Origin of the sequence: Flavobacterium sp. SLB02, from assembly GCF_009664855.1 — a bacterium.
In the GTDB taxonomy this organism is placed as follows: Bacteria; Bacteroidota; Bacteroidia; order Flavobacteriales; family Flavobacteriaceae; genus Flavobacterium.
Window position 1 is genome coordinate 2057841 of sequence record NZ_CP045928.1, and the last position, 24224, is coordinate 2082064.

General features: G+C 32.3%; 26 protein-coding genes and 2 tRNA genes. 15 read left to right on the forward strand and 13 right to left on the reverse strand.

Features of this window, described 5'->3' with window-relative positions; translation table 11 throughout:
* Positions 1 to 42: 42 nt before the first annotated feature.
* Positions 43 to 1350: a hypothetical protein gene (locus tag GIY83_RS07870; RefSeq protein WP_208686181.1), complete on the reverse strand. Its 1308-nt coding sequence runs from the start codon at positions 1348 to 1350 to the stop codon at positions 43 to 45.
* 39 nt (positions 1351 to 1389) lie between these two features.
* The gene (locus GIY83_RS07875) at positions 1390 to 3177 is read right to left on the reverse strand and encodes an ABC transporter ATP-binding protein (protein ID WP_208686183.1); all 1788 of its coding nucleotides are present in this window, start codon (positions 3175 to 3177) and stop codon (positions 1390 to 1392) included.
* Positions 3178 to 3439: 262 nt separating this feature from the next.
* On the opposite strand from GIY83_RS07875, the gene GIY83_RS07880 reads away from it, so the two are divergent.
* From GIY83_RS07880 to GIY83_RS07895, 4 genes are all read left to right on the forward strand, one after another.
* Positions 3440 to 3514: transfer RNA gene (locus tag GIY83_RS07880), tRNA-Val, on the forward strand.
* A 557-nt stretch (positions 3515 to 4071) separates the two neighbouring features.
* Positions 4072 to 4788: a helix-turn-helix domain-containing protein gene (locus tag GIY83_RS07885; RefSeq protein ID WP_208686185.1), complete on the forward strand. Its 717-nt coding sequence runs from the start codon at positions 4072 to 4074 to the stop codon at positions 4786 to 4788.
* A 112-nt stretch (positions 4789 to 4900) separates the two neighbouring features.
* The gene (locus GIY83_RS07890; RefSeq protein ID WP_208686188.1) at positions 4901 to 6016 is read left to right on the forward strand and encodes a nuclear transport factor 2 family protein; all 1116 of its coding nucleotides are present in this window, start codon (positions 4901 to 4903) and stop codon (positions 6014 to 6016) included.
* Between the two features lie 229 nt (positions 6017 to 6245).
* Positions 6246 to 6320, forward strand: a tRNA-Val gene (locus tag GIY83_RS07895).
* Positions 6321 to 6402: 82 nt separating this feature from the next.
* Here the strand turns inward: GIY83_RS07895 and GIY83_RS07900 are convergent.
* Both GIY83_RS07900 and GIY83_RS07905 read right to left on the reverse strand, forming a co-directional pair.
* Positions 6403 to 6726 carry a nuclear transport factor 2 family protein gene (locus GIY83_RS07900; protein ID WP_208686190.1) on the reverse strand — a complete coding sequence of 108 codons (324 nt, stop codon included), beginning with the start codon at positions 6724 to 6726 and terminating at the stop codon, positions 6403 to 6405.
* Between the two features lie 21 nt (positions 6727 to 6747).
* Positions 6748 to 7530, reverse strand: coding sequence for an SDR family oxidoreductase (locus GIY83_RS07905; protein ID WP_208686192.1), 783 nt, complete (start codon positions 7528 to 7530; stop codon positions 6748 to 6750).
* Positions 7531 to 7664: 134 nt separating this feature from the next.
* Between GIY83_RS07905 and GIY83_RS07910 the strand changes: the two genes are divergently transcribed.
* The gene (locus GIY83_RS07910) at positions 7665 to 8021 is read left to right on the forward strand and encodes a helix-turn-helix domain-containing protein (RefSeq protein ID WP_208686194.1); all 357 of its coding nucleotides are present in this window, start codon (positions 7665 to 7667) and stop codon (positions 8019 to 8021) included.
* Between the two features lie 115 nt (positions 8022 to 8136).
* Here the strand turns inward: GIY83_RS07910 and GIY83_RS07915 are convergent, their stop codons facing one another.
* The 3 genes from GIY83_RS07915 to GIY83_RS07925 all read right to left on the reverse strand — a co-directional run bounded on the left by GIY83_RS07915 (position 8137) and on the right by GIY83_RS07925 (position 11084).
* Positions 8137 to 9288: an acyltransferase gene (locus tag GIY83_RS07915; protein WP_208686196.1), complete on the reverse strand. Its 1152-nt coding sequence runs from the start codon at positions 9286 to 9288 to the stop codon at positions 8137 to 8139.
* A gap of 101 nt (positions 9289 to 9389) precedes the next feature.
* Positions 9390 to 10172: a LytTR family DNA-binding domain-containing protein gene (locus GIY83_RS07920; protein WP_208686198.1), complete on the reverse strand. Its 783-nt coding sequence runs from the start codon at positions 10170 to 10172 to the stop codon at positions 9390 to 9392.
* A 591-nt stretch (positions 10173 to 10763) separates the two neighbouring features.
* Positions 10764 to 11084 (reverse strand): transposase, encoded by a 321-nt coding sequence (locus tag GIY83_RS07925; protein ID WP_229029245.1) that lies wholly within the window; start codon positions 11082 to 11084, stop codon positions 10764 to 10766.
* An 18-nt stretch (positions 11085 to 11102) separates the two neighbouring features.
* Between GIY83_RS07925 and GIY83_RS07930 the strand changes: the two genes are divergently transcribed.
* Together GIY83_RS07930 and GIY83_RS25175 are read left to right on the forward strand one after the other, a co-directional pair.
* Positions 11103 to 12002 carry a hypothetical protein gene (locus GIY83_RS07930; RefSeq protein WP_208686200.1) on the forward strand — a complete coding sequence of 300 codons (900 nt, stop codon included), beginning with the start codon at positions 11103 to 11105 and terminating at the stop codon, positions 12000 to 12002.
* A gap of 373 nt (positions 12003 to 12375) precedes the next feature.
* On the forward strand, positions 12376 to 12543 hold the full coding sequence (locus tag GIY83_RS25175) for a GIY-YIG nuclease family protein (protein WP_208687132.1): 168 nt from the start codon (positions 12376 to 12378) through the stop codon (positions 12541 to 12543).
* Between the two features lie 199 nt (positions 12544 to 12742).
* Here GIY83_RS25175 and GIY83_RS07940 read toward each other — a convergent pair whose 3' ends face one another.
* The gene (locus GIY83_RS07940; protein WP_208686202.1) at positions 12743 to 12982 is read right to left on the reverse strand and encodes a hypothetical protein; all 240 of its coding nucleotides are present in this window, start codon (positions 12980 to 12982) and stop codon (positions 12743 to 12745) included.
* 132 nt (positions 12983 to 13114) lie between these two features.
* Entirely contained in the window at positions 13115 to 13708 is a 594-nt protein-coding gene (locus GIY83_RS07945; RefSeq protein ID WP_229029246.1) for an FMN-dependent NADH-azoreductase, read from the reverse strand.
* Between the two features lie 164 nt (positions 13709 to 13872).
* Here GIY83_RS07945 and GIY83_RS07950 point away from each other — a divergent pair, with 164 nt between their 5' ends.
* The 4 genes from GIY83_RS07950 to GIY83_RS07965 all read left to right on the forward strand — a co-directional run bounded on the left by GIY83_RS07950 (position 13873) and on the right by GIY83_RS07965 (position 16414).
* The gene (locus tag GIY83_RS07950; RefSeq protein ID WP_208686207.1) at positions 13873 to 14244 is read left to right on the forward strand and encodes a helix-turn-helix domain-containing protein; all 372 of its coding nucleotides are present in this window, start codon (positions 13873 to 13875) and stop codon (positions 14242 to 14244) included.
* 152 nt (positions 14245 to 14396) lie between these two features.
* Positions 14397 to 14978 carry a Crp/Fnr family transcriptional regulator gene (locus GIY83_RS07955; protein WP_208686209.1) on the forward strand — a complete coding sequence of 194 codons (582 nt, stop codon included), beginning with the start codon at positions 14397 to 14399 and terminating at the stop codon, positions 14976 to 14978.
* A gap of 138 nt (positions 14979 to 15116) precedes the next feature.
* Positions 15117 to 15956 (forward strand): MBL fold metallo-hydrolase, encoded by an 840-nt coding sequence (locus GIY83_RS07960; RefSeq protein WP_208686211.1) that lies wholly within the window; start codon positions 15117 to 15119, stop codon positions 15954 to 15956.
* Between the two features lie 68 nt (positions 15957 to 16024).
* On the forward strand, positions 16025 to 16414 hold the full coding sequence (locus tag GIY83_RS07965) for a nuclear transport factor 2 family protein (protein ID WP_194614557.1): 390 nt from the start codon (positions 16025 to 16027) through the stop codon (positions 16412 to 16414).
* Positions 16415 to 16445: 31 nt separating this feature from the next.
* On the opposite strand, the gene GIY83_RS07970 is transcribed toward GIY83_RS07965, so the two are convergent.
* Positions 16446 to 16931 carry a hypothetical protein gene (locus tag GIY83_RS07970; protein WP_208686215.1) on the reverse strand — a complete coding sequence of 162 codons (486 nt, stop codon included), beginning with the start codon at positions 16929 to 16931 and terminating at the stop codon, positions 16446 to 16448.
* 301 nt (positions 16932 to 17232) lie between these two features.
* Between GIY83_RS07970 and GIY83_RS07975 the strand changes: the two genes are divergently transcribed.
* The 3 genes from GIY83_RS07975 to GIY83_RS07985 all read left to right on the forward strand — a co-directional run bounded on the left by GIY83_RS07975 (position 17233) and on the right by GIY83_RS07985 (position 19380).
* The gene (locus tag GIY83_RS07975) at positions 17233 to 17553 is read left to right on the forward strand and encodes a helix-turn-helix domain-containing protein (protein ID WP_194614559.1); all 321 of its coding nucleotides are present in this window, start codon (positions 17233 to 17235) and stop codon (positions 17551 to 17553) included.
* Between the two features lie 73 nt (positions 17554 to 17626).
* A complete protein-coding gene (locus tag GIY83_RS07980; protein ID WP_194614560.1) occupies positions 17627 to 18154 on the forward strand; it encodes a flavodoxin family protein in 528 nt (175 codons plus the stop codon).
* A gap of 146 nt (positions 18155 to 18300) precedes the next feature.
* Positions 18301 to 19380, forward strand: a complete 1080-nt coding sequence (locus GIY83_RS07985) for a two-component regulator propeller domain-containing protein (RefSeq protein ID WP_208686217.1) — start codon at positions 18301 to 18303, stop codon at positions 19378 to 19380.
* A gap of 121 nt (positions 19381 to 19501) precedes the next feature.
* On the opposite strand, the gene GIY83_RS07990 is transcribed toward GIY83_RS07985, so the two are convergent.
* The 3 genes from GIY83_RS07990 to GIY83_RS08000 all read right to left on the reverse strand — a co-directional run bounded on the left by GIY83_RS07990 (position 19502) and on the right by GIY83_RS08000 (position 22277).
* Positions 19502 to 20638, reverse strand: coding sequence for a nuclear transport factor 2 family protein (locus tag GIY83_RS07990; protein ID WP_208686219.1), 1137 nt, complete (start codon positions 20636 to 20638; stop codon positions 19502 to 19504).
* Positions 20639 to 20683: 45 nt separating this feature from the next.
* Positions 20684 to 21142 (reverse strand): nuclear transport factor 2 family protein, encoded by a 459-nt coding sequence (locus GIY83_RS07995; RefSeq protein ID WP_194614563.1) that lies wholly within the window; start codon positions 21140 to 21142, stop codon positions 20684 to 20686.
* A 103-nt stretch (positions 21143 to 21245) separates the two neighbouring features.
* A complete protein-coding gene (locus tag GIY83_RS08000; RefSeq protein WP_208686221.1) occupies positions 21246 to 22277 on the reverse strand; it encodes an AraC family transcriptional regulator in 1032 nt (343 codons plus the stop codon).
* Between the two features lie 321 nt (positions 22278 to 22598).
* Here GIY83_RS08000 and lepB point away from each other — a divergent pair, with 321 nt between their 5' ends.
* Positions 22599 to 24206 carry a signal peptidase I gene (gene lepB / locus GIY83_RS08005; RefSeq protein ID WP_208686223.1) on the forward strand — a complete coding sequence of 536 codons (1608 nt, stop codon included), beginning with the start codon at positions 22599 to 22601 and terminating at the stop codon, positions 24204 to 24206.
* Positions 24207 to 24224: the final 18 nt, after the last annotated feature.

Sequence of the window (24224 nt, forward strand, 5' to 3'; positions counted from 1 at the left end):
GCGTTGCAAATGGAGTTTTTTATTGAAATTTTTAAGCTTTTTTTAGAATGAAACCTGGCATTGTAAAACTACCATTCCTAAACGATCGCTTTGTTTGTATGCACCAATAAGTGTTTGGTCGTAAACAGCTCTGTTTTGGTAATTTAAACTAAACTTTGGGCCTAAAGTTCCAGTTGTATAATAATTGACACCCAATTCATACATCGTCATTGGTGTGTCTAAAGCTTTTAAATCGGCAATTTGTGTTGCTGCGTAAGGCTGAAAACGACCTTTTTTAGCTTCATTATCTGATTTGCCAAAAAGATATCCTAATTGAGCATAATAAATATTTCCTGTACCAACGCCAATAAATCCGGCACCAGAACCATTAATTAACGTATTATCTCCAATTGCAGGATTTGGCGTATTTACAGACTGAATATAGTTTTTACCGTAATCATTATTATTAAAAGCCGCGTAAGCTGTTAGTGCAGCTCCTTTAGTGTTAATTGAACTATCATAAAAAACATCAAATCCTAAAACTTTCATATCATCATAAGCTACAGTTGCATCCGGTGTTAAATGCCACATCGCTTTGGCTTGCGTCATATAGCCTAATGCTATATTGAAAACCTTTTTTGTTCCCAAATAAGTTCCTTTATGATACGCGTCTTCAAGTGATTCCTTATCCAGGAAAGAATACGTTAGAATTCCGGAATATTGTGCTCTTGGCGTTTCAGTACTTACGGTAGAATTTAATCCAAGATTATTGCTTGAATTTCGATACGGATTTGTAATTGCTGCACGGTAATTAAATTTTCCTAAATATCCTTTTGCATAAATACTTAAGTTTCGATTTCCAAAAGTTGATGATGTATTGGCAAATTGCTGATACATTGGCGTATCTAAAGTAAGTTGCGAAGAAGAACTATTTGCCGAATAACGGGTTGTTCCTGCTCCCCAAGCGGTTAATCCACCACCAATATGAAGTTTTTCGCTAAAATGATATTCTCCTAAAGCATCCATTACAGAAAGCGGTGCATTTGAAGGTCCATTATTCTGGGTAAAATTGATATTATTCTGACCCAATTGAAGATGGAAAAAGATATTATCCGTAAGCATTCCCATGGCTTGCAGGCGCAGACGTCTAATTACAATATCATAGGCGTCATTGACTTCTGTAGTTCCAATTTTGCTATTAGGATTCAATTCTGAATATCTTCCCCAAACCTGAAGATTCATTCCAAATTTGATGTATTTAGTTCCGTCAGGAGTGATATTTACAACATTAAAAGGTTTTTCTTGTGCAAGAACAGTTATAGTGTTTAGGATAATAAATAATAAAATTAGGGCGAGTCTTAAATGTGGCATTTAGTTGTATTTAAAATTAATTATAGGCTTTTTAGTTTATTAATAGTTGCTAAACTGAAGGTTACTTAGGTTTTTATAAGTACCATTTTCAAGATTTATTAATTCCTGATGCGTACCTTCTTCGGTTATTTTTCCATTATCCAAAACTAAAATTTTATCAGCATTTCTAATAGTCGACAAACGGTGAGCAATAATAATACTTGTTCTTCCTTCCATCAATACTTCTAACGCTTCCTGAACTAATTTTTCACTTTCACTATCTAAAGATGATGTCGCTTCGTCTAAAATTAAAATACTCGGGTTTTTAAGCAATGCTCTGGCAATAGCAATACGCTGACGCTGACCTCCTGATAATTTTACGCCGCGTTCTCCTACGACAGTTTCAAATTTCTCTGGAAAACCTTCAACAAAATTCAACGCATTGGCTTGTTTTGCAGCAAGCATAATCTCATCGTCAGTTGCATCTGGTTTTCCGTAGGCAATATTTTCTTTTATGGTTCCGCCAAATAAAATAACATCCTGAGGTACAATACTCATGTTGCCACGAAGGTTTTCTAAATCATAATCATAGATATTTTTTCCATCAACTGTAATTTCTCCTGACTCAATATCGTAAAAACGCAATAATAAAGAAGATATCGTCGATTTTCCTGCTCCACTTGGCCCAACAATGGCAATTTTCTGTCCGAATTCAGCACTAAAGTTTACATCTTTTAAAACTTGTACTTCTTTTCTTGAAGGATAACTAAAAGCAACATTTTTGAAAGAAACATTTCCTTTTATTTTTTCTAATGGAGCTGCGTTTTGTGTAGCATTGATCTTCTCCGGAGTTTCTTCTAATAATTCAAAAACTCTTTCGGTAGCTCCAATAGCTTTTTGAATTTGCGCATATAACTCGGCAATTCCTCCAAAAGAAGCGCCAACAAATGTAGAATACAATACAAATGAGATCAATTGACCCACGCTCATTTCGCCGGCAATACTTAAACGTACACCATACCAAACTACAGCTACGATAGCGCCAAACAAACAGAAAATGATAAAGGATGCAAAATAACCACGATATTTACCGCCTTTGATAGCCAGTTTTACCACTTCGCTTATTTTTCCTTTGTAACGGGCAACTTCGTACCATTCATTGGCAAAAGCTTTTACGATACTAATTCCCTGCATTGTTTCTTCGACAATTACCTGGCTTTCTGCCACCTGATCTTGTACTTGTTTAGAATATTTTCTAATAAAACGACCAAAGATTACAGCAGCAACAGCTACGAGTGGAACTACGGCCAACATTAATAAAGTCAATTTAAAGCTTTCTGTCGCCAATAAAATAACTCCACCAATAATTAGTATAAACTGACGTAAAAACTCCGCAATTGTTGATGTTAAGGTATCTTGTATCTGAGTAATATCTGCACTAATACGGCTGTTTAGTTCTCCAACTCTTTTTTGAGAAAAGAATGTCATTGGCAGTTTTACCAAATTGGTGTATAAAGACAAACGCAGGTTTGCTAATGTGTTTTCGGTGAAGTTGACGAATAATGATAATCTGAAGAAAGAGCAAAACGACTGCAGAAACAGGATTACAATTAATCCTAATGCGATTTGATTGGCCTGATCGTTATTTTTGTTTTTGACACAATCAATCAACATTCCCATTAATTTAGGAAAGGCGAGGGCAGTGGCTCCTGTAAGTAACAAGAAAACCAATCCGACATAAAATTTCCATTGGTGTTTTCCAGCGTATTTGAATATTATGGTTGCTTTGTTAAGTGAAGTAGCGGTAATTTTTGATTTTGGTAAATCATTTTCTTTAAATCTTGCCATTTGAGTATACGATTAAGGTACGCAAATATAGGATTATAGCAAGTGAACACAAAACAATATTATAAATTAGGCTTGTGGATTTGTGTTTTTAACTAAAAGCTAAAAAAAAACATTTTTTCTTTCGATTTTAATGAACTGAATAATAGATTAATAAAAATAAAGGTTAAAATAAAATCAATTTTTTTAAATTTTATAGTTGTAAATATAAAATCTAGCTGTAAATTTGCATGGCAATCACAAACGATAGCAACCTAGTAAAATAGGGCGATTAGCTCAGCTGGTTCAGAGCACCTCGTTTACACCGAGGGGGTCGGGGGTTCGAACCCCTCATCGCCCACAAAATTCCAAAAACTCCAAAGTCACTTGATTTTGGAGTTTTTTTTTATGCATTATGTCTTCTAATCTAAAGCAGTAGAAATCTATTCTTTCTTTTAACGGGAAAAATAACATTCTATTTATAAAAAACTTAATTACGGTATTGATATTTTTATGTAGTATTGTATAAAAACTTGAAAGACCATTCTTAGTGAGTATTTTAAGTTAACAGCAAACAATTCCAAAAAAAAGTATTTTTCTCCAATAATGAATATTAATAATCAAATATTATTTTTTCTAAGTGCTCTAGGTGTTTTTAATAGCGTTGTTTTGAGTTTTTATTTTTTATTTTTCAAACAAAACAAAGCTAAATCTGATTTGTTTCTAGGGCTTTTGTTATTGTCTTTAAGCGTTAGAATTGGAAAATCTGTGTTTTATAATTTTAATCCGCAATTATCAAGAACTTATTTACAAATAGGCTTGTCAGCTTGTTTTTTAATTGGACCTCTGTTGTATTTTTATGTGAGATCGATTTTGCAAAATCTCAATTATTCTTTTGCAAAATACAGTCTAGTTTTGATGGTTGTAATTATAAGCGTTTTTGGTATTATCTTTCCGTACAAAGAAAACCCAACTCTGTGGAGAGGAATAATTTATTATTTTATAAATATTCAATGGTTTATTTTTATTGTTCTGTCTATTTATGAAAGTAGGCAAATTTTTAAAAAGTTACTAAATAATCGAAACCAAATTAGCTATCATGAAACCTGGATATTATCTGTTATTATTGGCGTTTTTGCTATTTGGCTTTCGTATACTTTAGCTAAATACACCTCTTATATTTCGGGATCTTTGGCTTTTTCGTTTAGTTTTTATATTTCATTCCTTTTGCTTTATTACATAAAAAACAAAACATTGATTTCGTCGAATAATAAAGAAAAATACATTAACAAAATAGATGAAAATGTAGTAAAAGAAATTCAGGAACAAATTAATACGCTTTTTGAAACGAGAAAAATTTATACCAATCCTGAACTTACTTTATCCATTTTAGCAAAAGAATTAAATATTCGCCCTCAATTGTTATCACAGTTTATTAATGACAATTTGAATAAAAGTTTCACACAATTCATCAATGAATACCGAATTGATGAAGCAAAACGTTTATTGAAAGAAAGTACTCAGTTCAAAATTGACGCTGTTGGTTTTGAATCCGGGTTTAATTCTACGAGTACATTTTACAGTTCATTCAAAAAAATCACGGGAACTACGCCTTCAAATTACCAAAAAAGCTAATTTCTACTCCTAAAATATACATCTGGACTGCTATATCATAAACTTGGAATGATTTAAAAGTGAATCAATATAATTTTGAAAAACATTTTTAAACCATTAAAATCCAATGTTTATGAAAAGAATATTTTTCGCAATCTTATTTACATTACTATCCAATTTGTCTTTTTCGCAATCAGAACAATCCCTGATTAAAAATTGTATTCAAAACTATATCGAAGGCACCTCTTATAACAATCCTGAAAGTATTAGCAAGGCTTTTTATCCTGAGGCAAATCTTTTTCTGAGCCACAAAGATAAACCGCTATGGATAGTCCCAATTTCAGAATATGTCAATTGGTTTCAAAAAGGTAAGAAAGGAGAATTTAACGGTCGTATAGGAAAAATTATATCAATTCAATTTTATAATGATATTGCTATTGCAAAGGCTGAAATTCTTATTCCTGAAAAAAAACAAGAATTTATGGATATGTTCTTGCTGAAAAAAATTCAGGGAGAATGGAAAATAATTAGCAAAGCAGCGAGCAGCAAAGCCAGTAATAAATCAGGGAAAAAGATATTATTTATTGTTTCTAATGCGCATTATTACGGAAATTCTACCATTGCAACAGGAAATAGCTTTGCCGAAATCGTAAACGCTTACGACACGTTTGTAAAATCCGGTTATACTGTTGATTTTGTGAGTCCAAAGGGTGGCGATATTCCTTTGGCGTACATCAATACCTCTGATGATTTACAAAAAGAATATTTATACAATCAGGATCTTATATACGCCCTAAAAAATACGCTAAACCCTAAAGAAATTGATTATAAAATTTATAAAGCAGTCCATTATATTGGAGGCGGAAGCGTAATGTTTGAAGTTCCTGAAAACCTCGATATTCAACGCATTGCGATGCAGATATACGAAGATAATAAAGGGATTATTTCTTCAGTCTGTCACGGAACAGCAGGTATTGTAAACCTGAAAACGAAAAATGGCAAATTTTTAGTAGATGGAAAAAAAATAAGCGGTTATCCGGACTCTTTTGAAAAACAAGATGGCGAGTATTTTAAACACTTTCCGTTTTTAATTCAAAAAGCCATAGAAGAAAGGGGAGGAGAGTTTAAATTCTCAAAAAGAAACGAATCGTTTGTAGAACAAGATGGTCGAATTATTACAGGACAAAATTTTCAATCGTCAAGTGGTGTTGCGCTAAAAATTATTGAATTGATTGAGAAAACGAATTAATAATTGATCAAATAGTCAAGTAAAACTCCAGAATCAATATAGTTTTGGAGTTTTTTATTTGGTTTAAATGTAAAAATTTGATCTTTTAATTAGAATTGTAAATTGCATACGTCTGAAAAATAATAGGATACAAAAATATTTCACTTTTTTTTCTAAAAACACTTGCAAATACAAATTCTAGCTGTATATTTGCACTCGCAATCACAAACGATAGCAGCCTAATAAAATAGGGCGATTAGCTCAGCTGGTTCAGAGCACCTCGTTTACACCGAGGGGGTCGGGGGTTCGAACCCCTCATCGCCCACACAAAGACAAACAACGCCATTGGATTCCAATGGCGTTGTCGTTTAAATAACTTATAGTAAACAGTCGCACTCTCTTTATGTTTAATCTGTTACTTTTAGATGCTGAATTTGCCCATCAACAATATCAAAGTGAAATTTTAGCGTGATAGGACTTCCTGGAAATGTTCCTGAACATGCTGCAGTTAAGATGCTTGTTGTACCGTTTTCGGTATATTCTAGTGGTTCCATCACTGATTGGTAGTTCTTGTTTGAGTGATCGATCCAACGCTCTATTTCAAGTCTTCCGTTATGCGTTTTACCTTCGTCAAACACTACGGCAGTTTCTGAAAACAAATTGGCATACGTCACGGCGTCAAATTCGTTCTGTGCTTTAATCAAGTCAGTTAATACTTTTGGTACGTTCATTGTGATTATTTTTAAAGATTATTAAATTGTTGGTACAGTACCGCCATCGATTACATATTCGGTTCCTGATAAATAACTGGCTCTAGGAGAGACTAGAAAACCAACCAATTCAGCTACTTCTTCCGGCTCAGCAGGTCTGCCGTATGGTATTCCACCCAATGCATCCATTACACCTTGCTGTGCTTCTTCTACAGTGCTATTGGCGTTTCTTGCAATCTCAGCCAACCAAGCTTTCGATGCTCCTGTATTGATCCATCCAGGAGAAACAGTCAGCACCCGAACGCCTTTAGGCGAAACTTCATTCGATAAACTTTTACTATAATTTCTTAATCCTGCTTTTGCAGCCGCATAGGGCAAAGTGGAGTCATACAGCGGCAGTATTCCCTGGATAGAAGCTATATGAATAATAACTCCGTTTTTTCGATCTATCATTTGAGGTAAAAATCCCCTGTCTAGTCGAACCGGAGCAAGCAAATTAGCCTGTAGGGTCGATTCCCAATCTTCATCAGATAATGCAGTAAAGCCACCGGCAGGTGTTGTTGAAGAACCAAGATTGTTTACCAAAATGTCAAGCCTTCCGTAAGCCGACAGCACTTCGCTGACAACTTTTTGTGTTCCTTCTGCTTTACTTAAGTCGGACGGAATGAAATGCAGCTTGCTATTTTCTTTTTCCGGTGCGTTTCTTGCAGTGATAATAACCGTTGCTCCAGCTTTTAGCAGTCTTTCTGCAATTGCTCTTCCGGCTCCTTTTGTGCCTCCTGTTACTAAGGCAATCTTCCCTGATAATTCGTTTTGATAATCCATCGTATATTCGTTTTGAAATTGTTAGGTACAAATTTCTGAAGCATGTAAGATTCTTACAATTAAGGAGTTACGATTCATATAGGGATAAATTTTTCCCCTATTGCAGGAATTGGCAGATAGGTTAATTTTGTAGTATGTATGAGAGAAAAACAATACCGAACTTAAACTGCGGACTTGATCTAATAGGTGAAGTGCTCTACGGAAAATGGAAGATACGTTTGCTTTGGTTTATTAGTGAAGGCCATAAAAGGCCAAGTGAATTGCAGCGTAAAATACCAGATGCATCACGCAGGGTTTTAAATATTCAGCTGAAGGAATTAGAGGAACATGAACTTGTTTCAAAAATTATTTACCCTGTTGTACCTCCTAAAGTCGAGTATAGCCTGACAGATTTTGGAAAAACACTAATTCCTGTAATTGCAGCTATTGGGAATTGGGGAGAGGAGCATGAAGAACGTTTACGATCACTTATTTTAAAATGTTTAGGTTAAAATTAAAATGTATAAAAACTGATACTCATTTTGTTTTACCGGAAATCTTTATAAAATCCCGAAGGAATGATTTATTGCAGCGAAAGATTTTAGTCCCTTGATTTAAAATAAAATACTAAATGATTTTCTTTATTCCTGGAATTAATAAAATAAGTGATCCAAGTACAAAACTACTTAGCACTATTAACGGAGCAATAGCTAGAAGTTTTATTGAAGGATCAATAGACCAGCTTCTTACCGCTAATGTAAGTACTACAATTACAAACGGATGAAAAATGTAAACTGCAAAACTACAGCGTGATACTTTAGTAAGTAGTTTTGAAGAAATATTCCAGTTTCTTTTTCCTTTAATTAATAATGCTGTTATTATCGATATACCGATCCATTGTTCCCAAACTGCATATAATAATGCCTGCCAATGAAGACCTCCGCAAAACCATGAAGAGGGTGTGTTTAGCTTGAAACTAATGACAAAAAATAATGGAAAAAACAATAAACACAACATTGCCGATCTTTTCAGCTGTCTGCCTGTTTTTTCTGAAAGTTGATCGAACCAATTGTTTTTTGAAGCCAGTAATCCGATAATGAATAGTGCAATATATTGTGAAAAATGCCCAAGTTGAAATCCAACTGGTTCAAGAACCCATCCAACAGGAAATATAATTCTAACCAAGAAACTAATAATTCCTAATGTTAATGCAAATAATAATATAGCACGCGTGTTAGGTGCTGCCACAGGTTTGTCAAAGTTAATTTTGAATATTTTTTTTACTGTTGCATAAAGTAATGTAAAAAGCAAAAGTGCCGCCACAAACCATGTAACTCCTAAGTCAATCCAACTATCGTAACCGCTTAGATATTCAAAATAAGTGATATGAATTTTTGTGAAATAATAGACCAGATAACACATGAATGGTGTAAGGATAAAAGAATAGAATACTATAGGAATTCCTAATCTCGTTAATCGGTCTTTAATAAATTTTGAAGCTCCTTTTCTGGAATACGAAGAACCGGTAAAATAGGCTGCCAATAGAAAAAAATACCCCATAAAAAAAGACTGATTGATACTAACAAACATTGTCATAACAGCACGTGCACCTAAAAAGCTGCTTGGTTCATTATAATACCAGCCTTCCGAAGAACTGTAAGCAATCAAAGTGTGATGAAGTACCACTAAAATTGTCAGTAAAACTTTGATATTATCTATATATAATAATTTGTTTAAAGAGCCAGAATCTTCATTTGAAACAGCTGTTGCAGTTGGCATAATAAATAGGTTTTGCGTTATTTATGGCAAACGTACAACAAGAAAATACAGCCAGAGCAAGGGTTGTTACCAGCAACTAGCTTTTGTGATAAGCAACAAGCTTAGGCAATGTTTTTATTTTGAAGCTGCTGATAACAGCTATTAAAGTTATCGATTTGCTTTCTTGAAACAGGTATTTTTATGTCTGTTTCTTTAAATGATAATACATAACCCTGGGAGTTTCCTGCTACTTGTTTGATCTTATACATATTTACTAAATAGGTTCTGTGGCATCTAAATAAGTGCGGGTAATCTGTTATTTGAGTTTCAAATTGAGTCAAAGAAATTCTTTTTACTTCTGTAGTAATTTGATGGCCATTCGATTTTGTTAACTCAATGTAATTGCCATCTGCTTTTGCAAACAGTAATTGGTCCATATCCAGTAAAAAATCATCTTGTTTTACCTGTGTGGTGATAAAAAGATTAGATTTTAAAACTGTTTTTTCGGGTTTAACTGCCAGCGGGGTAAATTGCAGAACAAATGGCGATCCTTTTTTTGACTCAAAATAGAAACTGGATAATCGTAGAAAAAAATAGAAAAATATTCCCGCAACAAAACAATTTCTGATTTCTTCAAAGAAATAATTCCATGACCAGTTGTCTGGATTGCTATAAAGTAAATCTCGCATCAAGAAACTTGCTGTACCAATTAAAACTAATAGCGCTCCAATTTGAATGAATTCTTCAAGCAAAGTCCATTTAGTTTGATTCTTCGTTTTTCTAAAATAATTCAATACTCCAAAATAAACAAATAAAATTATTGCCGGAGCTAAAGCATGTAAAAAACAAATAAAGAAATAATGCATTCTCAGTTCCGGATCATAAACTCCAAATGGTTTAAACATTAAAAGAAATAGTAGAATGATAAGAAATACAATAACAGAGCTTTTGATAAGATTTTCAAACTTATATCGTTGAGGATATTCAATTTCATTCCTCAAATGTTCTGTATTAATGTAGAATCGCATATTAAAAATTTATTTTGGGAATAAAAATACAAAAAATAGAAAGCGTATAGCTTTTGGAACTATTTAGATTTGATAGTATATAAAAAAAAGCAAACCACTCTGAAAAGTAATTTCATTTTTTTACATAAATGGAATATTAACTTTTAATAAAACTATTTTAAGTTATCAAAAATGTCAAAACTGAGATCAGGTGTTCGATTGTATTCCCTGACAGTCCACAGAAAGACAAATAACGCCATTGTATTCCAATGGCGTTGTTTTTGGTAATATACTTTACAATTTGCTTAGCTTAATTTTTCATCCTCTCTAAAATAAATTTCACTTTATCAAAAGAATCAATCGTAGTATTCTGTTTTTCTGTATTATTGTAAAAAACTTGTACATTATTAAGTAACGCATATACATAAGTTAGCAAAAATTTTGAACTAAAATTACACGAAAAAAAGGATCAAACGCAAATCTTGGGGATTAGGCAAAAAGATTAAATAATCTGAATAAGAAGAAATCTACTTTACGCACACCTCTAAATTGACTTCTGAATGCTTTTACTTTAGCATTGAATGATTCAGCAGAAGCATTAGTACTTCTATTATCAAAATAGTTTAAGATTGATTGGTAATTAACCGTTATAGTATTTAAAAGGATATTAAAATTTTTAAACCCTGAGTCCTCTACATTCCTGTACCAATGTGCCAGTTTGGTCATCGCAATATGTTTATTGTTATGATTGTTGTAAATACCTCGTAGTTGTTGGGTTAAACTGTAAGCTTTTTTAATATCTGGAAACAAGCCAAATAAAAAAATACTATGAATATTCCAGAAAATATTACTGAATTTTTATATTGGATAAAAGAAAGAACAGAATTATTTTGGAGTATTGATCCAAAAACTTCATCAAATGATTTTGTTTGTGAAGATTGGATTTATGGTGCAAAATGGATTGGACTTTCTAAAGATGAAATTGATGAAATAGAAATTAAATATTCTGTTGAATTCACATTTGAATATCGGGAATTTTTGAAGGTTTTACATACAATTGATAGGAAAGAAAAAATTGAATATTCCGAAACATTTGATGAAAATTCAAAGACTATGGTTGAAGAAAGACCATTTTTTTATAATTGGTTAAATGATGAAAAGGAAATTAGAGAAATTATAAAATGGTCATTCGAAACAATATATCAAGATGTTATTGGGACAAATAGGGTTTGGCTAAAATCTTGGGGAAAAAGACCAAAATCTGAAATAGAAATAAAAAACATTTTTACAAGTTGGCATCAAAAAACTCCTAAATTAATCCCAATTCGAGGGAATAGATTTGTAATTAGTGAGCCTAATTTACAATTTAATCCAGTCTTGTCAATTTGGGGTTCTGATATTATTGTCTATGGGTGGAATTTAAGAAGTTACTTGCTAAACGAACTTCAAGAGCATTTAGATATTCAAGAAAATATTTACGATGAAGAAGATAAATGTTATTATCCTGAGTTAATTAATGAAGTGCAAACAATTTTTGATGAAGATTATAAGTTTGACAAAAATAAAGATATTCCATATTGGAAGGAATTAATATTAATTTGGAATTCAGGCTGGTCAAGTTTTGGTTTAAAATACCCTGGACAAGAAGATAATAATGCATATCGAATAATGAAAACTTATGTTCCAGATGGTGAGGAAAATGAACAAAAAAAATTTAACAGCTTTTAAATAGATTTTTGCCTACAGCCTCTAACCGTAATCGCAGAGATTTAATTGATGCTTCATTTTAACCGATAAATTCTCTATTAGCAGAGAACTCAGTACTCTATGATCGGTAATCTGCAAGTTAGAAGCAAAATGTTGACATCCTCCTTATCCTATTAATACTTCATTTTATATTTTCAAAAAATGTCAATACAGGTATTAAGTGTTCGACTGTGATCCCTGACAGCCCACAAAATTCCAAAAACTCCAAAGTCATATTGATTTTGGAGTTTTTTTATTTTTATACCTTCATGAATTTTATTGTTTACATCTTATTTAGGATCAACACGAAAACGGATGGATCAACACGAAAAACTGAGGAGCAGTAAAAAGACTTATTCGCCATAATCAAAAAAGCAAAGGTTTTACAGGAAATACAAACGATTGGAAAGTTGTTTATACTGAAAAGTATGAAACCAAAGAGATTGCACACAAAAGAGAATTGCATATCAAATCCTGGAAAAGCAGAATCAAAATTCAAGAATTAATTCAATCTATAGATTAGCTCAGCTGGTTCAAAGATTACCGCAGAAATTTATAGATAAAGCCACTAAAAATTCATTAAAGAAAGAGCTTGCGAAAAAGATAATCAGCTAATATCGGTTTTTTGAAATTGTATTTTAACTGAAAATATCGGCGTTTAAAGCCTAACTTAAGGTAAAACTTAGAAACCTTTTTATGATATCTCAATTTTACCAAATATTTTATTTTATATTTTCGTAAAACGTTACATTTGGTACTAAGTTTCGGATTGCTGTCCCTAACACTCCAAGAAAAGACAAATAAAGCCAGTGCTTTTTATCTATGATGTTTCGCCAATGCCAAAAGTCAATAGACCTGCTTAATCCGCTTGTTCTATTCGAGTTAATAATTTTCAAGTATATATGTCCGTCAGAAGCACTTTCAATGGTTCCTGATGCGAAACTGTTTATTCCTATTCCCATAATTTTTAATATAATTTACAATTATCAATTACTTGTTTATCCACTTATTATCAAAAGTCTAAATGAAAATTATTTAAAAAACCTCAAAGATTGTGAATATCCATGAGGTTTACATAATTTATTTATAGTAGGTTATGCTATTTCAATACTATCAAAAGCTCTTTGTATTGCTGCCTCCTTAATGCCTTCTAATTGAGCACCATCGGCACGGAAAGCTGTAAAGTCAGTCAGTCCAAGAAAAGCCAAACTTGATTTAAGCAAAGGCACGTTAAAATCTTTATCAAGGTAAGGTATGTTGAATTCTGGAATTTCAGGAGCGTTCTGATTGTATATCCAGCCTGATGAGAAAGCGATATATACTTTTTTACCATGCACCAAGCCTTCCGGACCGGTCGGAGTATATTGAAATGTAACATTAACTCTGGTGATATGATCCAAATAAGTTTTTAAGTTGGATGTAATAGTAAAATTAAACATAGGCGACTCAATCACAATAATGTCAGATTCTACAAGTGCTGCAATGGCATCGTCTGAAAATTTAGAAGCGGCCGCCTGTTGTGGAGTACGATTTTCTATTGGAGTGTAAAATGCGTTTATAAGATCTTCGCTCAAGTGTGGAAAAGGATTTTTGATAAGGTCATATTCTTTTACGTCGCTTCCTGGGTAGGTTTCGATAATTTTATCTACGATAGCATTTCCTAATTTCCTAGTGATAGATATATCCATTCGAGGACTTGATTTAACGTGCAATACTTTTTTCATGATTATAGTTTTTTAAATAATTATTAATTCTATTCAGCAAATGTATGTATATTCGCTAACAAATAGTTAGTAGTAATGAATAGGTTAGTAGTAACTTTTAGGTTAGTACTAGTGATTAATCAGTAATTATGATAGCAAAAGAAGGTCAAAAAGTAATGTATACAGAGGTACAGTGCTTAAGGAATATAGCAGCAATAGAAGATGCGTTATATGTTGTAGGAGGCAAATGGAAATTAAGAATAATCATCGCTCTTGTGAGCGGTTATGTTAGATTTAATGAAATCCAGCGTACCATAAATGGAATTTCAGCAAGAGTGCTTTCTAATGAATTGAAAGATTTGGAAATAAACGGGCTGGTTACAAGGGTTGTACATGCAGATTTAAAGCCGGTAATTGTAGAATATGTTCCCACAGAATATGCACAGAGCTTGGGGAAAATAATTTCAGCCTTAACAGAATGGGGTCTGAGTCACAAACTTAAAATTACACAAAAATCATAGTTCTTTAAGAATAACAAAGCAGCCCTGTACTTGAATAAGAGCTACCAGTCCATCTATACAATATATTGTCAGTCACTGCCGTACTGCCGATGATATTTCGTAATTTCGTTATGGAAATATTCCACAGCCAAATGAAGAAAAAACCAATAAAAATGAAAGAGCTTCTAAAAGAAAATATCTTGAAACACATTTCACTTTCTCAAGATGAAATAGAAGCATTTGTAGATTTATTTGCAAAAAAAGAAATCAGGAAAAGGGAGTTTCTCTTGCGAGAAGGAGATGTGTGCAAATTTGAAGCTTTCGTTGTCAAAGGACTGTTTCGTGTTTATCATATTGATCAAAATGGTTTTGAGCAGATATTATATTTTGCTGTTGAAAATTGGTGGATAACGGATATTGATAGTTTTTGCAATGAAACACCATCGCAGCTTTTTATTGAATCACTTGAAGACAGTGAAATACTTTTAATAGCAAAAAAGGAAAAAGAATATGCTTACGCGAATTTGCCGCAAATAGAAAAACTTTTTAGGATCATGACTCAAAAGACGCATGTCGCTTTACAGAGAAGAATGATTGACAATTTAAGTAAAACAGCAGATCAGCGTTATATCGAATTCTCTACAAAATATCCAAAACTTATACAACGACTGTCTAATATTCAAGTAGCTGCTTATCTCGGAATTACAAATGTATTTTTGAGTAATATTCGAAAAAAAATTGCGCTTAAAAAATAGAAATCCTCTTATTTATTAAACTAGTTTAATGTTTCGAGACAGCATTGTGTTTCATCTTTGCAGTGTTAATTTAAAATCTAACCAAAAATGAAACACATTTTATCAAAACTAATTTTAACAATTTTAATTTTATCTAACATGGAATCACAAGCACAAAATTTCAAAACCATTGAAGCCAATAATTTAAAACTTGAAGTATTTAATGCATCAGAAAATAGTTTTGGTGTAGCCTCTGTAATAGTATCAGGAAAAACAGATGCCGTTTTGATCGATGCACAGTTTACGCTGGAAGACGCTGAAAAAGTAGCCGAAAAAATTAAAAAATCAGGCAAAAAACTAACCACTATTTATATTTCACATACAGATCCAGATTTCTATTTTGGATTGGAAGTATTCAAAAAATATTTCCCTGAAGTTACGGCTTATGCTTCGCCTGCAACAGTCGAGTCTATTAAAGCCACCGCACAGAAAAAATTAGACGTTTGGGGAGAACGATTGGGAAAAGCCATTACTTCTAATATTGTTTTACCTCAGGTTTTAAAAGGAAACTATATTGATCTGGAAGGAAAAAAACTAGAAATTATAGGTCTGGAAGAATTTCCTTCAAAAACATTTGTCTGGATACCATCAATAAAAGCAGTTGTTGGCGGTATCAATGTTTTCGGAACAACCTTTAATCTTTGGATGGCAGATGCACAAACAGCAGATGCCCGTAAACAATGGATCAATGTCCTGGATAAAATTGAGGCATTACATCCGGAAATTGTAATTCCTGCTCACGCTAATTCTCAAAGTCCGTTTGATATTTTGGCTGTAAAACATACAAAAAGCTATATCCAGTTTTATGAAGAGGCTTTAAAAACGAACAAAACTTCGGAAGATTTAATTAAAACTATTAAAGCAAAATATCCAACACTTACTTTTGAAACTGCCTTACAGATTGGTGCCAAAGTGAATACGGGAGAAATGAAATGGTAAAATTAAAAGTCATATTCAGCCTGACAATACTTATTATATTGTCAGGCTGTTCTTTAAACAAAAATAACATGACAAATCTAGAAATTGTAAAAAGCACATACGAAGGAAAGACTTCTGAAGAAAACGGAAAAAATTTAGCTAAATATATAGTAGATAATATTTCCTGGACAGAAGCGAAAGGTTTTCCTTATGCAGGAACTTATATTGGTTTGGAAAATATAACTAAAAATGTTTTTAGCAGGCTGGGAAGTGAATGGATTGATTACAAATTTACTCCGGAAGATTACGTCGCAAGTGATGATAAAGTTGTTGCTTTTGGCACCTATACAGGCACATACAAAATAACAGGCAAATCATTTAAAGCCAGAGTAGCTCATATTTGGAAACTAAAACAGGGTAAAATTCTAAGCTTTGAGCAATTTGTAGACAGCCAGCCTGTTAATGATGCGATGAAATAGAACCATCGCTTTTCATAAAAATTCACATTTACTAATTAGCAATTTTCTTTAAATAAAATTTTGCAATGTTTTTAGAACCTTTGCTTCTTCGCACAATTTTACCTGTTTGGATATTGTATACCAAAAGCTTATTATATTTTATTTTAAATTTTAAATGATAAGGAATTCCATCCTCAAATTTTAAATCATACAAAGGCATATTTTGAAACTGGTTTGTATCAATTGGTTTTTCCAGTAATTCTCCCATTGACAAGGTATCAAGGGCATAATCATATTTTAGCTTGTCAAACTCTATATAGGCAATGTTATTTCTTGAGATTTTAAATTTTCCCTTTAATTCTTCATTCATCAAATCTCCAGCTTTATTAAATTTTACCGTACTGTCGGTATTAAATTTTATTTGGGTCACAAAAAAACCAAGCTGTGCAAAATTCGATCTATATGTTCCGCAAAAATTTCTGTTTGAGTTACATGAAACAAATAAAAGTAATAGGAGTAAGAAAAATATTTTTTTCATTTAATATCTTTTGCAGTTTTGCCTGATAAATTTCCCTAGTTCGTTTACATCAGCATCAAAACAACTTTTAACAAGCCTTTGAACTATAAGATGTTTTTTGAAACCAATATAAGAAATATTTTTACTATAAAATAGCTGCCTTTTTAGATAAACAGAATCATTATCCTATCATTGAAAAATGCAGGTCAAACCACGTAAATTTATTGTATTTTTTGTTTTTAATCGTATTTTCGTTTAATTAAAATACTCATAAAAAACTAATTGAGCTAAAATTAAAGAACAGTATCTATTCTCTAAAAAAATGTACGAACGCAAAACATTATTAAAAAATGATTGTTCTATTGAGAAAACATTGAATGTGATTTCTGGTAAATGGAAACCTGCCATATTATCTGAACTCTTGAAAACAAATATAAGATTAAGGGATATTCAAAAAGAGCTGCCCGAAGCTTCAAAAAGAGCATTAACACAACAGTTGCGTGAAATGATCGAAGACGGATTAATTCAAAAAGAGGATTTTAATCAATTCCCCAAAAAAACAGAATACGCAATTACACCTTTAGGCATTCAACTTTCCTCTGTTTTTAAGGAACTGTCAAAATTTGGAGATCAATTAAAATAGAGCAAAATTCACCCCTTATTTGATAACTGAATTAAACAAAATAGATTTGCCCTTGTAATTAAATACCATAAAAATGAATTTAAAAGGAGTAATAATACAAGGCAGTTCACGAAGTAATGGAAACACAAGTAAAATCGTTTCTTTTATTCAAAATGAAACTAGTTTTGACATCATAGACTTGCAATCAAAACAAATTGGCGGATTCGATTATAATTTTAAAAACAGAGATGATGATTTTCTTTCTGTAATGCAGGAAATAGTAGATAACTATGATACGATAATTTTTGCAACCCCAGTATATTGGTATTCTATGAGCGGAATAATGAAAAATTTCTTTGACCGAATAACTGATTGTTTAAAAATTGAAAAAGAAATTGGAAGACAATTAAGAGGAAAAGCAATGGGAATGGTAAGTTGCGGTTCTGATGCACAGCTAAAAAAAGGATTCGAAATGCCTTTTGTGGAAAGTGCTAATTATTTAGGCATGTCTTATATTGGCAATATACATACTTGGATTGAAGATGAGATAATAACAGAAGCTCTTAAAACAGATATTTATTCTTTTATCGGGAAAATAACGATGGTAAGTAAACAAATCTAATTTATGAAAATTTCAGTTCACAATATCAAATCTTAATACAAGATTTCAACTTATACTGATAACTAATTTTATTTTATCACAATCCCTTGATCTCAACCTTTAGGCTTAGTTTAAGTTCTCAAAAAACGTTAAAACACTTTTTTAATATGAAAGTAAAATTAGATTACCAATACGTATTGATCCTTTGCTACACATTTCTTATTGCTATAACAATCTCTTGTAATAATCAAAACCAATCCAATCAGGCTAAAAATAAAAGTGAAGTTGGCGCTTTAAGATTGAAATATACCTCCGGAATACATTCAATTTTAGAAGATAGTAAAGGGAATATTTGGTTTGGGAGTTACAACGAAGGAGTTTGTTTGCTTCATAATGGCAAGTTCCAATATTTTACAACAGAAAACGGATTAAGCCACAATCAGGTAAGGAATATTTATGAAGATAAAAATGGCGTAATTTGGTTTGAATGTGGAAAAGGTTTAAGTACTTACGACGGGCAGAAAATCTCTAAATACACAGAAAGAAATTATAATTCTAAAAACGATTGGAAACTAACTGACAATGATCTTTGGTTTAAAGGCAATGAAATAGAGGCTTACAACAAAGTCGAAAGGAATCCGGGCGTATATCAGTACGACGGAAAAGAACTTTCTTATCGCGAATTGCCTCTTAAAACAAAACCGGGACAGAAAAATCACTATTCAATTTCAACAGGTTTTGTAAGAAGTAAAAACGGAACGCTTTGGTTTGGTACTTATGGCGCTGTGATTGGTTATAATGGCTCAGGTTTTAAAATAATAAATGATGCCCTTTTGGGGTTAAATGATCAGACAGGATATCTGCATGCCCGCAGCATAATGGAAGACAGCAAAGGTAATCTCTGGATTGCCAATAATGGCATTGGTGTTTTAAAATATGACGGGAAAAAAGTGAGTAACTTCACAAAACAGCAAAAACTAAAAAAAGAGGACACCAAAGGTAATTCGCTTGAGAAAGTTTTTTCTATTGGAGAGGATAAATTAGGAAATGTCTGGTTTGGGACCGTAGGATCGGGTGTATGGAGATATGATGGTAAATCTGTGCAAAATTTCGGTAAAGAAAATGGAGTAGAAAGTAACCATATTTGGGTTATATATAAAAGCAAAAAAGGAGAATTGTGGATTGGAGGAGCAAGTCCGAGTGGTGTGTATCGATTCAATGGCATTTCTTTTGAAAGAATTTATTAGAAAGGCCGCAAAACACAAAACATAGGCAATTATTCGATTGTTATGACTTAAAGTTCATATCAAAAAACTCCTTAAAAAAAAATAAGGAGCTTTGTTATTCTCGTTTTTACTTTCTAATACATTATGTCTTTTCTGTTTTTGGCAATTCTCTCCAGGAATAGCTTTTATGTACTATTTTCCAGTTGCCCTTATATTTAAGTATTAAAAAATAATCCGTAAAAGTACGCTGATTGGGTATTACGATTTCTGCTTTTGCTATTGCAGTATCTTTCTCAATATCAATAGAAACAATGCTTCCTATTCTGTTCGTCTTTTCTCCGGTTTTTATATTAGAGATATATTGCTCTCCGGAACGTATCCATAAAGTATCTTTTGCAACTGTATATAAACTAAAATTAGGATCAAAAGCCTTGCGCAATCTTTCGGGTTGTCCGTTTGCCTTGCCTTCAATGTAGTCGAGTAATATTTCTGTAATTTGTTCTAAATCACTTAATGTAAAAGTATTAGTGCTTTTAGAATTAGACTTTAAAATTTTAATCACCTCATTTGCTACGTTAGCACCCGAACTGGGATCCTGCCCGGTTACAAACCTTCCGTCAACAATATAAAACGCATCTCCGCCTTTATCAGAATACACAAATTTCCCCTCATTATGTGTAATTTCTTTGTCTATAGAGAACGGAAATGCTTTATAATATTCGGCATCTTTATTTTCGAAAAGATCGGGGTATCCAGTAATTTTTTTTCCCGCATAAAGCGATTTTTTGTTCTCGTCTTTTAAATTGATAATTCCGGCAGTTCCGTGGCAAATCGTGGCAATAATCCCATTTTTGCCGTAAATACTTTTTGCAATTTTTTGAATCGCAAGATCTTCTGCAACACCAAACATTGCAGCACCGCCGCCGCTATAAAAAATTGCAGAATAATCGTCGACCTTAATTTCAGTGGGGTTCTTAGTACGCTCTAATTTATCCATAAACCAACCATCGTATAAATATTTTTTTTGCAAATTATTTGATGTATTAATATAACCAATAGAAATAGCTCCACCTTTTGGACTGATAAAATCAACTGTATATCCGGCTTTTATAAACAGATCATAAGGAACGATAATTTCTTCAAAGTGATTTGCGGTCGGAATTTTAGTATTTCCATAAAAATCCTGATTCGAAGTTACAAACAAGATCTTATTTTGTGCATTTGTAGGTATAGGCTGTAAACCTGCAAGAACAAGTAATACGATTATTATTTTATTCATTTACTGAAAAATTATAAGGTTTTGAATTTTAAAAACAGGAAGGTATTATTTCGCTTTAGCTGCTGCTACTTCGACTGTTTTATGGGGTGTTCGGGCCGAGATTTTATCTACAATTAGCCAACCTTGATTTGTTTTGATGAAATGAAAATAATCTACAAACAACAGTGTTGCCGTACTGATTTCTACTTTTGCAACAGCCACATTATTTGTTATATCGACAAATACAGTTCGGGCCGACCAATTTTTGGGTCTGTCGTGTTTTTGGAAGCCTGTAATATATTTCGATTTAGTTACAACATTCACTTTGTCATCAGCAAAATATTTCAATTGCCAGGTATCATGAAATGACAAACCTACTTTAACAGAATCTCCCGTAGCTTGTCCTTCTAAATACAAATTGATTGTTTTTTCAATCAAAGCCAGATCGTTTGTAGTATCGCTTACCTGTGCACTAGCATGAAGAGACAAAACAATAACGGAAATAAACAAAAACACTTTTCTCATTTTTAAAATTTTAAGTTATTAATAATGAGAGCAAATTTCCAGTATAGGAATGTTTTAAAGGTCTTACTTTATAAATTAGAACTCTGATTTTATAATATCAAACTCATTTTAAGTACGATTTTTGATATTCGGCGGGGGTTAGGCCGGTTGTTTTTTTAAAGGCGGTAAAGAAAGCAGATTTTGAATTAAAACCACTATCGTAACCTAAATTTTCAATCGTATAATTCGTTTCGGTTTCTAATAACTTTTTTGCTTTTTCGATTCTGTATTCCTTAATAAGGCTTGAGAAGGATCTACCCAATACTTCATTGACATATTGAGACAGGATATGCTTTGTTACTTTTAGTTCTTTTGCCGCTTCGTCAAGGCTAAAATTGGGATTAAGAAATAGTTCTTTTTCAATTATTACCGATAGTTTCTGATCGATCAGATCCAAAGTTTCCTTGTCAATTTCTTTGTTCTTGTATTTCTCTTTTTCATTAAAAAAAGTGGACTCGCTATTTGTTTTAAAAATTAAAAGCAGGACAATCAAATACAAAATAAACGTAAAGGATAAAGCTCCAACAATATAAGAAGTATACGCTGCCATACTGTAAGCCAGCCATATAAATGCAACACCAAAATAAATACTAAGAAACCAAACATCTATTCTTTTTAGGCTTTCTTTTTCCTTGATTTTCGTAAAAATGGGACGAAGATATTTGAATGACAAAACAATGTAAATGAACCATTGCAAATAGATAGCACATACAATCCAATTACTCCAAATGGCGCGATGCTCGACATATGGATAAAAAATTCCTAAGATGGTTATTGCTGCCAAATACGATATAACATGTTTTTTCCAATTGATTTTTTCGTCTTTTTTATATGATTTTAGATATAAAAAAAGAAACGGGCCAATTAGAACGCAGGCCGAAAGTCCAATTTGAATAAAAATATTAGACAAGTGCGGATTAAAAAAGAAAAATACAGATTTAACAATTCTGATACTTAAAACGAGTAGGAGTAAGGATAAAAAATAGTTGGTAAAGTTTTTCTTTTTAGCATTTATAGCAAAATAGATCGAAAGTATAAAACCATTAAACGCTCCTAAAGCACTAAAAAAGAAAAGCAACTGGTTGGACTCTATCATTATTTTGTTTAATTAATTTCCTTCTGATCTAATTGTAATCCGGATATTCTTTAGGCGAATATAAGAAATATTTCGGCTACGATTTCTTAACTTTTTCTGATTGAATTTGAAATATTGGTTCAGTATTATTCAATTGAAATATGCTTAGAAAAGAAAGTTCAGACTGCTTTTTTAAACATCTCATTAAATAAGACACTTTTAGCAAACTGAATAACCGCTAAAACTTTATTTATCTTTTTATTGCATGATTGTGTAACAAATTAAGCAAAAGACTACCTATATCATATCAGTAAAAGAAAAATAATTAATAAAATTCAAAGTATGAATTTATCACAATGGCTCGTTTTTATTTTAATCATGCAGATTATTCATGGATTATCTACCTGGAAATTATATGCAAAAGCAGGGAGAAAGCCTTTAGAATCATTTATACCCATTTACAATTTAGTGATTTTAATGAAAATTATAAATCGTCCTCGCTGGTGGGTTTTCCTTCTGTTTGTTCCTATTATAAATTTATTAATGATCCCTGTAGTCTGGATAGAAACTATTAAGAGTTTCGGAAAAAGCTCAACACTGGATATTGTTCTGGTTTTATTAACCTTCGGATTCTATATTACTTATTTAAATTATACTTCTGAAAAACTAACTTATATTGAGAATAGGGATTTACAGCCCAAAACGAATACAGAAGATACCATTGGTTCTCTTTTATTTGCCATAATTGTAGCCACTCTAGTTCATACTTACATTATACAGCCCTTTACAATTCCGTCTTCATCATTAGAAAAAACATTGTATACCGGAGATTTTTTGTTTGTTAGTAAAATTAATTTTGGAGCAAGAACTCCTATGACCACAGTGGCATTGCCTATGGTGCATGATTCTATTCCGCTTACAGGCATGAAATCCTATTTGTTTAATGATGATGTTGCAAAAAAAGAAACGTCATTACTGAACAAGTTTCAATTACCGTATTTTAGGTTTCCTTCATTAGAAAAAATTAAACGCAATGAAATTGTAGTTTTCAATCAGCCTGCCGATACGCTGCGAGATATGGACAACTTTAATCCGGATCGAACTTACTACAAGCCAATTGATAAAAAGACAAACTTAGTAAAGCGATGTGTTGGGATGCCCGGTGATTCTCTGGAAATTCGTGACGGAAATATCTACATCAATGGCAAAATAGATAAGCTGCCGGAAAGTGCAAAAGCGCAATATAATTTTCTAGTAGATACAAAAGGACAGCCTATTAGCCAGGACGCTCTTGTACACAGATATGGCGCCAGAGAAGGTATGAAATATGAAAATGGAGATTTCGCACTTACAAACACAGGAGAATATTTCCTGACCTTAACTGATAAGGAAGCGGCTTCAATAGCCAATAATCCGGTTGTAAAAGGAGTTAAAAAATATTTATCGCCAAAAGGAGAGGATGGAGGTGTGTTTCCTCATATTCTTTCTTTGGGTTGGAACATAGACAATTTTGGTCCTATTTATATTCCTCAAAAAGGGAAAACCATACAATTGAACCTAAAAACACTTCCTTTTTACAAAAGAATTATTCAGGAATATGAAAAAAACACACTGAAAGTCAATGGAAATGAAATTCTTATAAACGGTATAGCAAGTACAACCTACACTTTCAAACAAGATTATTACTGGATGATGGGAGATAATCGTCAGAACTCTTTAGATGCCAGATTCTGGGGATATGTTCCTTTTGATCACGTAATAGGTAAACCGGTATTTATTTGGTTTAGCTGGGATAAAGATGGTAAAGGCCTTAATAAAGTAAGATGGAATCGTGTTTTTTCTGTAGTAAACGGCGACGGCGAACCTAAGTCTTATTTAATACATTTTCTAGCACTAATTGCTCTTTATATTATAGGGAGTAAAATAATAAAGAAAAGGCATAAAGCATAACATGAATAGAATAATCTT